General features: G+C 32.2%; 11 protein-coding genes. 4 read left to right on the top strand and 7 right to left on the bottom strand.

The window, feature by feature from the left end; all coding sequences use genetic code 11:
* Positions 1-3: 3 nt before the first annotated feature.
* Positions 4-1,398: a right-handed parallel beta-helix repeat-containing protein gene (locus I600_RS08925; RefSeq protein ID WP_209439180.1), complete on the bottom strand. Its 1,395-nt coding sequence runs from the start codon at positions 1,396-1,398 to the stop codon at positions 4-6.
* 499 nt (positions 1,399-1,897) lie between these two features.
* On the opposite strand from I600_RS08925, the gene I600_RS08920 reads away from it, so the two are divergent.
* The 4 genes from I600_RS08920 (at position 1,898) to I600_RS08905 (ending at position 6,411) form a co-directional block, all read left to right on the top strand.
* On the top strand, positions 1,898-2,662 hold the full coding sequence (locus tag I600_RS08920; RefSeq protein WP_157490857.1) for a WecB/TagA/CpsF family glycosyltransferase: 765 nt from the start codon (positions 1,898-1,900) through the stop codon (positions 2,660-2,662).
* Positions 2,663-3,020: 358 nt separating this feature from the next.
* Positions 3,021-3,518 carry a T9SS type A sorting domain-containing protein gene (locus tag I600_RS08915; RefSeq protein ID WP_058104083.1) on the top strand — a complete coding sequence of 166 codons (498 nt, stop codon included), beginning with the start codon at positions 3,021-3,023 and terminating at the stop codon, positions 3,516-3,518.
* Positions 3,515-4,255: a hypothetical protein gene (locus I600_RS08910; protein WP_058104082.1), complete on the top strand. Its 741-nt coding sequence runs from the start codon at positions 3,515-3,517 to the stop codon at positions 4,253-4,255. The genes I600_RS08915 and I600_RS08910 overlap by 4 nt, the downstream gene beginning before the upstream one ends.
* A complete protein-coding gene (locus I600_RS08905) occupies positions 4,252-6,411 on the top strand; it encodes a hypothetical protein (protein WP_058104081.1) in 2,160 nt (719 codons plus the stop codon). Before I600_RS08910 ends, I600_RS08905 begins: the two co-directional genes overlap by 4 nt.
* 10 nt (positions 6,412-6,421) lie before the next feature.
* Here I600_RS08905 and I600_RS08900 read toward each other — a convergent pair whose 3' ends face one another.
* The 6 genes from I600_RS08900 to I600_RS08880 all read right to left on the bottom strand — a co-directional run bounded on the left by I600_RS08900 (position 6,422) and on the right by I600_RS08880 (position 12,224).
* The gene (locus I600_RS08900; RefSeq protein ID WP_058104080.1) at positions 6,422-6,985 is read right to left on the bottom strand and encodes a WcaF family extracellular polysaccharide biosynthesis acetyltransferase; all 564 of its coding nucleotides are present in this window, start codon (positions 6,983-6,985) and stop codon (positions 6,422-6,424) included.
* 9 nt (positions 6,986-6,994) lie between these two features.
* Positions 6,995-8,134 carry a glycosyltransferase gene (locus I600_RS08895; RefSeq protein ID WP_245188863.1) on the bottom strand — a complete coding sequence of 380 codons (1,140 nt, stop codon included), beginning with the start codon at positions 8,132-8,134 and terminating at the stop codon, positions 6,995-6,997.
* Between the two features lie 23 nt (positions 8,135-8,157).
* Complete coding sequence (locus tag I600_RS08890) at positions 8,158-9,147, bottom strand: glycosyltransferase family 4 protein (protein ID WP_058104078.1); 990 nt, start codon at positions 9,145-9,147, stop codon at positions 8,158-8,160.
* A gap of 274 nt (positions 9,148-9,421) precedes the next feature.
* The gene (locus I600_RS08885) at positions 9,422-10,711 is read right to left on the bottom strand and encodes a WcaI family glycosyltransferase (protein ID WP_058104077.1); all 1,290 of its coding nucleotides are present in this window, start codon (positions 10,709-10,711) and stop codon (positions 9,422-9,424) included.
* Positions 10,712-10,904: 193 nt separating this feature from the next.
* Positions 10,905-11,030, bottom strand: coding sequence for a hypothetical protein (locus tag I600_RS19555; RefSeq protein WP_262493596.1), 126 nt, complete (start codon positions 11,028-11,030; stop codon positions 10,905-10,907).
* A gap of 60 nt (positions 11,031-11,090) precedes the next feature.
* Complete coding sequence (locus I600_RS08880; RefSeq protein WP_058104076.1) at positions 11,091-12,224, bottom strand: acyltransferase family protein; 1,134 nt, start codon at positions 12,222-12,224, stop codon at positions 11,091-11,093.
* Positions 12,225-12,267 lie beyond the last annotated feature (43 nt).

Raw genomic sequence — 12,267 nt, 5'->3', positions numbered from 1 at the left:
ACCTTAATCACAGTTGAAATTAAGCACAATAGGATTTCTAGGTTCAAAATCAATATCTGTTCTATAGTCAATAACATCAAAATTGTGTTCTGGCCAAACAATATTGGTGGGGTTACAGGAATTGTACACGATACAATCATTTATACTATTTCCACCGGTATTGGCCGTAGTGCCAAAAGCACCGAATATTAATGAGTTAGAGGTAGATTTTCCCCTGTTTTGTCCTAAATCGCCACAAATGATCTGTTTGGCTCGTATTCTTGTAAAACTCACATTTTTAGAGCCTTCCACAGAGGAGACCACACCATTACCCATTTCCAAAAAATCTACATCTTCTACAAGTCCGCCGTAACCACCTCGTGCACCTTCGGTATTTTGATCTTCAAATAACACACCAACACCAGTAGGGCTGTTATTGCCAACGATCAATCCTTTTTTGATCTGTTGCCCACCACTTTTGTAGATACTTATATTGTCTTCTGTCCAAGCCACATCACGATCATTAATCACGGAGAAATTCTCTAAAAGTCCACCGGCGCATTTATCGTATTGTACTAATTGTCCCCTAGGGAAAGGACCTCTCATATTATGGCCTTCAATATATCTTAAAACCGAATCATCACATTGGTTCAAACGTATGCCCGTTGACCCGTCCTCTAATTTTACATTGGCAATTACAATATTTTGCGAACCTAAACCTTCAATACAGTTTCTTTCAGAATCCGCTAATGAACCGCTAGATGGCGCATTGGTATATTTTATATAACAGTTTTTTATGGTCAGGTTATCGGCACTGGTGAACTTTATTCCCATATAAGCCCCGGTGTATTCAATAATACAATTAGAGATTACCACACCTGTATGGTTGTTGATCTCAATACCATGTTGGTCAGTTGTTCTAATATAAAGGTTTTCTATGCGTTGATTGTTCGTACTTACTACAATAGGACCGGAATCAACTAGATTAGAAGTACAAATATTCCCTATAATACTCGGTACAACTTTATAAACGGTTGTTGTACCGTTTTCTGCAGTAACCGTATAGGTAACTTCATGGCTAAAATCTTGTTCAGATTTTGATATAGGGCTAACCTTAGATCCAGATGATAAGGTAATGGTAGGTATTAGTTGGCCTATGTTTACCACTAATGGATCAAGCTCAACGTAGATAGTTTTTATTTCTTCATCAAGGGTTGCAGCAATATCGGTGGTTAAGCCATTATTATCTGTAGTTAAAAAACTAAAAGTGATGATTTTGGGTTCTTCTGATTGTTCATGCGTGGTATTCCCATCTTCTACATGGTCTTTTTCAGAGGCACAAGATTCAAATAGACATGCATAAAATAGTATGGTAGCAAAAAAGAAAAATGTGTTTTTTAATGAAGTAGGTCTTATCATAATTCTTAAGTATTCATTAATGTCTTTATAATTGAAAGCCATTAAAATTTCTATAAGAGAAATTAGGTCTTTTAAAATTGTTATTCAGAATATGATTTGGGGGAATATAAGCAGAATAAAAATTTGGAATCCCTTATGTGTTAATTCTTAAATGATTAAGAATGCTAAGATAAATTTTAAAATGTAAAATGCAGTCCTCAGCGCGTTTAATAAAAGTTAAAAATTTCTGCGCATCACCGACTTACAGTAGTTGTTTGAATAATACTACAAGTTTGGTAATTGATCTTTTTGATAGTGTAAGGCCATATGTTTTAAGCTGCGCTATAACTATATTTTACTACACGTTAACAGAAGTAATCTGTGGTTGCATGCCAAATAAATATCTTTGTCTGAACAACCATTAACCCCCGATATAGTTATAATTGTTGTTGAAGATTGATGCGAATATTGTGTACATGTAGGATGAACAAAATTATAATTAGGGCTTTTTTAGAAATTTATGATGCTTACTGAAGTTGACTCAAATGTGTTATGCCTTGGTTATCCTATATACAAGTCTACACTTGATAATTTACCCTTAAAATCTAAATTATTGGTAAATACGATCAATCAATATTCTTATTGTATAGCTGAAGAAGATGCGGAATTTAAAAAAGCGTTATTGGGTAGTGATGTTATTCTGCCCGATGGTGTTGGCATAACATTAGCTGCAAAATGGTTGAATGGTGCTTCCATAAAAAAAATAGCAGGAGCAGATTTTCATGAGTATCAATTAAAACTATTAAATGAAAACCATGGATCTTGTTTTTACTTAGGGGCAAGCAGTGATACCTTGGCTAAAATAGAGTCTCGTTTAAAAGGCGAATATCCAAATATTAGATTTGCTAGTTATGCGCCACCTTTTAAACCTCAATTTACTGAAGAAGAGAATTTAAGTATGATCGAGGCGGTTAACAGTTTTGATCCTGATGTGCTTTTTGTTGGTATGACCGCTCCAAAACAAGAGAAATGGAGCCATGCACATAAAAACCTTCTTAATGCTAAAATTATATGCTGTATTGGTGCTGTTTTTGATTTTTATGCAGGTACTGTAGAAAGACCAAGTAAAGTATGGAGAGATTTAGGCTTAGAGTGGTTGGGGCGTTTAGTAAAGGAACCCAAGCGTATGTCTAAACGGTATCTCTATTATGGTGTGGTCTATGCAGTATATTTGGTAAGAGCCAAGTTTTCTGCAAGAGAAGAAATGTCTGCTACTGTAAAATAGCAACGTAAAGGTATATAAAATAAGGCTATCCAGTAATTACTTAACTGTTTGGTATGCTGTTTATTAATTATTTGTGAACATTTTACTTCCTTTTCATTAAATAAAAATTTAACAGTTTTAAAAACTACCTATTCAATCACAAAAGTGGGGTTTTATTAAATTTTCCTTAGGATTTTAAGTTTATTTTAAAAAGAATGTAAAAACCTGAATTCTAAAGTCTTAAATGGGATTTATACCGTATTACTTTAACAAAGTATGACTTATTTTTGTTCATAGAATAGTTGTTGTGTTTATTTTTTTTAAATACTATTCAGTTTATTTTCATACACTTAGACCGTTTAGACTTTTGTGATTTTTAATGAGATTTCTATTTTTTGTTTTATTGTTAATGTCCGTCATACCGGTCTTAGGTCAAGATAATGATATATCCGTTGGGTCCAGTATGGAGCAAACTAAACATTCCATAAACTCTGGTGGAGGATATAGTGTTGGTCAAGAAGGTAATTTTTCTTTTTCTATAGGTCAAATTTTTACAAGTCAAGTATTTGTGAAAGAAGGTCAAATATTAATGGGCGTTCAGCAAGGGGAAAGTAGTGGCAGTGATAATAGTTCTAAAATAGAAATTGTGGCTTATCCAAATCCTGTAACTAATAAGTTGTTTTTAAGTTTAGGAGATTTGAATATTGAAAATATCTCGTATAGCATCTTTGATTTCGGAGGCAAATTAATTCAAAATGAGGTATTGGAAAACGCTCTGAATGAAATTTCATTTGAAATTGTGACCTCTGGTTTATATGTCATAGTAATATATCAGAATGATGAAGTATTAAAGTCTTTAAAAATTATTAAAAAATGAAAGTAAAAATAGTCATAGCGCTCTATTTTATTTTTTTGTGTGCTGGGGTTTTTGCACAGGGTCCTGAAAAGATGAGTTATCAAGCTGTTGTTCGTAACATTGATGGTTCAATTTTAGCTGTGTCTCAAGTAGGATTAAAAATTGGCGTTATTCAAGGATCTACAAATGGAGAGCGGGTTTATGAAGAAGTTCATAATCAAATTACCAATGAAAATGGTCTGGTAAGTTTACAGATTGGTTCAGGAGATGTCACTTTTGGTGATTTTTCAGAAATAGACTGGTATAATGGATCATTTTTTCTTGAAACTAAAATGGATTTAGAAGGTGGTTCAAATTATACGCTTACTGGTTTAACTGAACTTTTAAGTGTGCCCTATGCCTTACATTCCAATACTGCCAGCAGTCTTGTATCTTCAGACGGCGACTATACTTTAAGATCGAAAGTAATTTCATTACAGAACGGTAGAGCAATAAATGTGGATGATATTGGCAATATAATTGAATGCAAAGCTAGCGCTACCTTGGTTTTAACGTCTAATTTTGATGCTATGGAAATTGGTGATACCATTAATTTAGAAGCGCATAATGGTGCAAATTTAACCATTGCTGGCGATAGTGCTGTGCAGATCAATTATGTGATGGGTGGTAGTGCAACCTTTGAAAGTGAAACAGGAAATGTTCGTTTTGGGTTACTTAGAAAAATGGGTGTTAACTCTTATATAATATCCGGGCAATGAAGCTATTGTGTTTACTTACATTTTTAATAACTGGTGCTGTTTTTGGGCAAAATTACCATTATGCCTTAGATTCAAAGAAAGAAACAGACATTGATGAAACAGAAGAATTTACAGGGGTTCAAAATTTTGAAGAAGAGATTTTATACTTCAACTCATACCTGTTGCCAGTTTCTGAAGCTGATCATTTACAAGAAGCATTAATTACTCATGGTTCTGTTCGCTTAGAAAATGGTGATTACTCTGGTAATCCCATAATAATGACTTCAGGACAACGATTGTTTGGGCACCCAACAATAACTAAAGTCCCCAACATTACTATACAATCGGGTAGTAGTAACGTTAGAATACAGAATGTAGACTCTTATATATTATTTAACTCTGGCGCTAAAATTTCTAATTCCACGTTTAAGAATATTCGTTTTACACCACTTGAGTGTACTAATTGTGCTTTAGAAGATAACACCTTTATTAATTTAGATAGGTGTCGATTAAATTGGGATAGCAGGGGTTCTGGGTATTTCCGTAATAACAAATTTATTAAACATTGGGTCCATGGGGAATGGCCTCAAGTTGTGATGAAAGGTAATGATGTTACACCAAGTTATGGAAATGTAACAGTATGGTCTAATTTATTAACACCCGGGGGTCATGCAATAGAACTTGAGAATTTGTCTTCTCAGACTTATCTAGGTCTTGATTCTGAAAGTTGGAATTGGAATAATGAGAGTGATAAGGCAATGACCTTTTTGCGTAATATGGGTGATGTAAAATTGGTTGGACTTACAGGAGGTAATAATATTGAATATAAAAGTCCAGTGTTCGATATTCAGGCTAATAACTTAGATGTTTTTGGTAAAATAACTACCTCCAATGGAGGCGGTTTTAGTATCGTAAGAAATAATACTAATATAGTGTCTTTACATGATAAATCTGAGGGTTATATTATGGAGAATGAGTCTACTGGCTTTAATTTTAACGGTTACTCTGGTAATAACGTTATTCAATATAATCAAACAGAGTTAAATAATAATTTATCGGATACAGAAAAGAGTAGTTTAACAAAATTTTTACTTGGAACTGAAAATGACGCATGGGATAATCCCTCATACGAAACTATTCCAGATATTTTAGGTCCTGATTGGTCTAATCAGAGGGTCTCCAAGACTGATCAGAGTGATTATATTCAAAATTTAATTGATAGTAATGGTATAGCTGAACTAGAAGAGGGTATTTACTATATAGGAAAAACTTTAATAATTGAGGATGAAGAAGGTATTATAGGTCAAGGTACCGGTAAAACTGCAATAGTAGGTCTTTCGGATGATTTTCCTTTAGTAACAGGTAAAGGTAATTCTACTGCTGTCAATTTCGTACTTTCTAATTTAACCTTGCAAGGAGGTAGTACTGGTTTAAGAATCCATCATATAGGAGATAATTTTATGCAAGTCACCTCATGTGTATTTAAGTTTTTAGTTTTTCGTGATCAAGAAATCGGGATTCATTTGGATAAATTTTATGGTTTTGATAATAATTTTTTGGATCATTTAAACTTTGTTAATTGTGGAATTGGATTTTTTCAAGAAGTTGATCCTAATTATGTCTCGGGTGAGAATTATACAATGATGTATGTTGATAAGATAGTATTTTATAAAAATCAGTATGTAGAATGTGATACTGCAATTAGCATGATTGCTGGCAGAGCAGATAATCTAAACGCTTGGGTAAATTCTAAATTTGATAAGAATGAAATTGCTGCTGATATGAAATATCATAATGGATCTTTTTTTGCGAATTGCGATTTTACCAATCATACAGGTAATTATATTATTGGTGGTAGTCCAATTAGCTTGTACTCTTGTAGATTCAATCAAAATAATGCTAAAACTATTTTTGATATTAGAGAAATTATGATTGAAGGCAGTAGTTTTTTAGATGATATTGATTTATTTACATCAGATGCAAGTGTAAAAGCTTTTGTGAGAAATTCAAATGTGTTGGGAAGATTAGGTAGAATGGATAATGGTATGTTAATAAATTCAATTATATCAGGTGATGAAGGAACACAGTCTTTACTTATAAATTATTCTAATCGTACTCCCTCAATTATTTTAGATGATATTTCAACCCCCTATCCTCAATTTTTGGTAACGCATTAATTGGTTTACATTATCTCCATCGCAAGGTAGTTTTGTTTTTAGGTCTTTGAGTAATTACTTTATTTGGTTCTATATTGTCAACTATTATTGACCCCACCGTAATTACAGAGTCGTAGCCCACTATAACATTTGGACCAATAAAACAATTAGCGCCAACCCAACAGCCATCTTGTAGTATTATAGGGCCGTTTCGGTAAGGCATGGAGGGAATTCGGTAATCATGATTACCGCCACATAAGAAACTCCTTTGAGAAATACATACGTTATTACCTATTTTTATTTGCTCAAAGTTTAAAATAAAGGCTTCTTCACCTATCCATACATGACTGCCAATTTCTAACTTCCAAGGAAAGTGTATGTTAACTCTCGGTTTAATTACAATACCTGTGCCAACTTTTGCACCGAAGATTTTCAATAACCATATTTTTAGTACACTTGGATAAGGCAAAGCGCTTAAGAAAAATATAATCTTGATCAAGTACCAAATAATCTCCTTTAATTTACTTGCACCTCTTTTTAATCCAATGTTAGGATTAAAATCGTTCAATAATACTTTAGATTTAGTGGTGTTCATGAAAATTGTTTATTCGATATTGTTTAATAACTGCTTGCCGGCATTGGCAATAGTAAAGTGTTTTGTATAGACATTAAAAGCATTTTTCGCCATTTGTTCCTGTTCTATAGTTGTTTTTGATAGCCATTCTTTTAAAAGAAGAAAAGTATCTTTTTCGGTGTCTTTTTTGACGATACCTGCGTTTTCCTGTGAAATCTCCCGCCAGATATTTACTTTTTCGCTTATCAATACTGGTTTAGAGCAGGCTAATGCTTCTACAACGGCAATGCCAAAATTTTCTTGATGACTTGGTAATATAAACACTTCACTTTCATAAAAAGCGCCCCATTTTTCACTGCCACTTAACATTCCCGGAAATAAGATATTTTTAGATTTGTTTGCTAGGTCTTGCATTTCCTTACCGTAGGGTTCTTCTAGTCCTGGACCTGCAATTACTAATTGAGGTATATTGTCCATTTCTTTCTCAATTTTGAGGTAAGCTTTTATAAGTAGGTCTACTCCTTTTTTTGGATGTATTCTACTTAAGAAAACTAAGTGTGGTTTTCCGTTCCATTGGTGTACTTTTTTACAGAATGCTTTGCGCATATCTTTGTTATATGCTGGTGGCGGCTGTATACCATAACCAACATTAATTTCTTTTTTTGGCTTATAGTTAGGGAATGTTGTACGGGCCAATAGTAATTCTTCTTCACAAGTAAATAAAATACCGTCAGCCTGGTTAATGACTTTGTTTTCTATCCATTTCCAATAAATGTCATTACGTAGGGCTTTTAACTTTCGCGATTCTGCTTTTTGAAAATAGGGGTCTAACATGCCATGCGGCATTACATATATTTTTTGCGTGCCCTTTTCTTTCTTCTTTAGCCTTAAAAAAGCTTTTATAGCTACATGGCTATGATAGGACCAAAGACCATGTACAATAATAGTATCATAATTTTTAAAATTCTGTATTAACCATGGTAGTAAGTTCTTATTAAATTTCCAAGGAGTTTTGGCTTTTCCTAAAGTATGAATAGTAAATGGGTCATTACTTAAATATGATGAAGATGATTCATCTAAACACACCACCTCATTGGTAACACCTAGTTTTTGTAGTTCGGGTATGGAATTTCGGATGCCTTGGCAAGGACCTCCCTGCGTTGGGTCCATGCTAGGTATTATACGTAGTATTTTCATTCTTTATATAAATCTTGATATAAGTTAATATACTGTAACGCAATAGTTTCAACGGAAAACCGCTTTGCATTAGCTAGTCCTTTTTCAATAATATTGTTTCTATAAGCAGAATTAGTTTTTATTTTCAAATATGTATTTCTCAATGAATTAACGTCATCAGGAAATACGAAAGCTACAGCGTCATTGGCAACTTCAATAATAGGTTCTATTTTAGTGGTGACAACAACTCTTCCGGTCTGTTGCCCTTCTATTACGGGCATACCAAAGCCTTCATATTTAGAAGGGAAATTTACAATATCACAATTAACATATTCCTGTTTAATTTGTTCATCGGTCATATTAGATTCATTTGAAAAATCAATTTTATATTTCATTAGAAGTTGTAATTGTTTATCACTTATATTTCCAATGATTCTTAAATGACAATCAATATCTTCTAATGCTTCAACTGTAAGCTCTAGATTTTTATTCCACCCTGTTCCAATATGAAGTATCACTGGTTTTTCTTCATTAAAATCATGTGGTGTATATTTAAATATGGGGTCTACTGCATTGTAAATAACCGATAATTTGTCTGTGCTTATTTTGTTTAAAATGTTGTTTTTGGTTTGGTTAGATATGCAAACTACCCTATCTGCTATTTTAATAGGTAGATAGAACCAAAACAACCATTTGTAGAGACGTTTGATAGGATTATTAACATTGTCTAAGAATACTAGGTCATGGATGGTTAAAACCGTTTTAACACTGGTCAGGGATAAAAGTACATCGTGTATATGACCTGTAACATGATGAATAGCCTTTGTGTCTCGTTTTTTATAGATGTAAAAATTATTTTTTAGGACATCAAATGGCATTGACCCAATGTTGGGTACGTTAAAGGTATCTATTTCAACTGTTTTTTTTAACTCTTGAATTAAAGTTCTGAATACGCGATGTATAGAATGACCGACTTTTGGATGTCTAAAGAAATAATTGATTTTCATTCAAAAAATAGTTGAAACTTTAAGTAGTTGTTGTTTTGTAATATTAAATTATCATTTTATGTAAAAGCCGCGTAAAACTAGATGTTTATAGCCAAGACTTTGTTAGGCTACTGGAAGTACAATTTCGATACTTAACCGTTCCATTGTTACAATTCTATACTTACTATCTGTAATAACGACCTACCTAATTTGTTTATAAACGTTATAAATTTTAATTTCAGTACTACACCTTTGGTAATTAGAGGAAATCATTTAATAGGTTATTGATGAAATTTTAATCGACAAATTGAAATACTTGTCTTTTTTGATCAGCGGTAATTTTTTTATTGAAATCTTGCATTACAGTATCAATGGCTAAATATTTTTCGGCATATTTACGTGCAGCCTTCTTTATATTTTTGTTGTCCATTTCATTTAGACCTTTTAGGATACCTTTATTTAAAGCTTCTTGATTTTCAGGAGAAACTAAAATACCCATACTGTGTTTACTTACTACACGATGTAAACTAGAGTCAGGATTCGCTGTTATTAAAGATAATCCACCTACCGCTAAAATGGTGGTAAGTTTAGACGGCATGACAAGATCACTGGCTTTTTCTTTTTGTATGACCAAATGTAAATCGGCCATATTTAAAAATTGATTAAAGTTTTCTTTTGGTTGCAACGGCATAAAATGAACATTGTTCAAATTCATTTCATTTGTTTTCTTTTTAAGCACTTGCTTATAAGGACCTGTGCCACAAATAACAAACTGTAACGATTTGTGTGAGTTCAGATGCCTGGCTGAGTACAATATGGCATCTAAGCCTTGTTTCTCACCAATACCCCCGGAATATAAAACAACATAATCTGAAGGTTTAAATCCAAATTGCTTTTTTAAATGTTCATTGTTTTCAATGGGGTAAAAGTTCTTGGTTTCTGTCCAATTAGGGAAAAATGAAACAGGTTTTAATGCTTTATGTTCTATTTTTTCAATCATGCCGTCAGATATGCTGCTAATAATATCAGTATGTTTATAAATGTATTTTTCAATACCATATAAAGCTTTTAGTAGCTTTGGAGATTTGATCATGCCTAAATCTTGTGCAGCCTCAATTTGCATATCCTGTATGTGGTGTATATGCATCGCATGTCTAATTCTTTTATAAAAGACACCTAGTAAACCAATTTGAAAAGAAGGTGCAACGGTAATAACTCTGCTATATTTTTTATAGAAAAAAAGTGGAACACTCACTAAAAATGCTGATAGTGAAAAGGTACAGTCTAGAAGCATTCTTTTTAATCCACTTGGTTTATTTGGCACGTACATAGGACAACGTATAACCCGTAGTTTTCCACCTGATTCAAATTCGGTCACCTCTTTTTTATACCAAAAACGGTTAATTCTATAAGGTTTCTGTATCTTCCAATATGGGTAATAAGGGTAGGAGGTTAGAACGGTGCACTCATGTCCTTTTTCTGCTAACCAATGCATCATTTCTCCTGAATATTTACCAATACCTGTAAGTTCTGGAGAAAAATTATAACCGACGAACAAAATGCGTTTTGTATTACTTGTTTTCATGATGTACGCTTTAAAAGATTGTGTAATATGAATATGATATCTGCAATTGAAATAAGTATTGGATTAAACTGTAGTCCTATTAATTGCATTAAGAAGTAACTATAGACTTGTAGAATGATTCTATTTCTTTTAAAAAACTTTCATCATAGAAATTTTAACCTGTTCTACTTTGGTTGTTCTAAGACTTAGAAATTTATTGTCCTTTAAAAGTTAAAATGGTATTAACAACTTTTGCTGCTTTAGTTGCCTTAGTCTTAATTTCGTTGGTCTTAAAGAAAGGTTCTATATAGATAGCTGAATTACCACCAACTTCATTCATAGGCGTCGGATTGTTAGTAAATACATTATGTGGTTTTCTGAAATAGATTCCTCCTAATTATTATTTAAAAATTTTAATCATAAATTGACGGACACTATTAGTGTTCCTTTCAAATAAATACCAAAATAAAGCACTAACAATAATTAAAAACAATGACCATGCAAAGAATTGTAAAAGGCTAGATACGCTAAAAACCTCTTGGTCTTTTATATAGAATATACCATAAATTAGTAATACTAATGGAAAGTGTAATATGTATAGCGTATAAGAGATTTCAGATAGACCAAAAGATAATTTTCTAAGGTTTAAAAATGATATTTTAGGTAATTGATAATTAATTATAGATATTAATAATCCACTAAATGCAAGCCCCACAAATAAGTCCTCTAAAAAATCATTCTTCGAATTAAAGAAATGAAATTTACTATGTATTAAGGAAACTACAAAAAATAGAATAAAAATCGTTATAAATAGAGTGTTTGTCTTGATATTGTTCTTAGTTGTGATATAATATACGCCAACACCTAACATCCAAATCAAAAAACCTTGAAGCATATTTGTTGATACAGTAACAGAGATAAGTATTATGAAAATTATGGAAATTATTTTATTCCATACACTTGAAGGTATAACCCCAACAACAATTGCTATTAAAGGAAAAATTATATAATACCAGAATTCATATGCAAGACTCCATAAAGGACCGTTAGAACCATATACAGGAGTCATAGTTGTTTGCAAAAACAATATATTGGAAATGAAGGTGATTATTGAGTTTGAATAATCTGTAGTTGGTCCTGAATTTAATATATCATAATAATTGCCAGAAATAATTTCGGGAAATAAAATATTTAAAAAATAATCGATAAAAAGGGTAAAAAATAAAATAGGGATCAAGGGAGTCCAAAGTCTCGATAATCGTGCAATAAGGTATTTTTTGAAAGTAAACTTTTTTCTAAGCTTTAATATAGATCCACCAACAAAATATCCGCTTAAAACAAAAAATACCATTACCGCTTGGTGACCTAAACCTGTTATAAAATAGAATACTTTTGCAATAATACCGGTACCCACATTTAAATCTAGTTGATTAAAATCTAAAAACATGGCTGCTCTTAAATGACTCATCAAAACTATAAGGGCACTAACTCCTCTAATTAGATCTAGAGTATAATTTCTATTGCTTTCTTGCATAAAATATGATGAATTGAAAATTGTAATTATATAGTTTGGGATA

The organism is Maribacter dokdonensis DSW-8 (assembly GCF_001447995.1).
GTDB classification, from domain to species: domain Bacteria; phylum Bacteroidota; class Bacteroidia; order Flavobacteriales; family Flavobacteriaceae; genus Maribacter; species Maribacter dokdonensis.
Note: the sequence above shows the minus strand (reverse complement) of the source record. Positions and strands in the feature narration are given on the sequence as shown.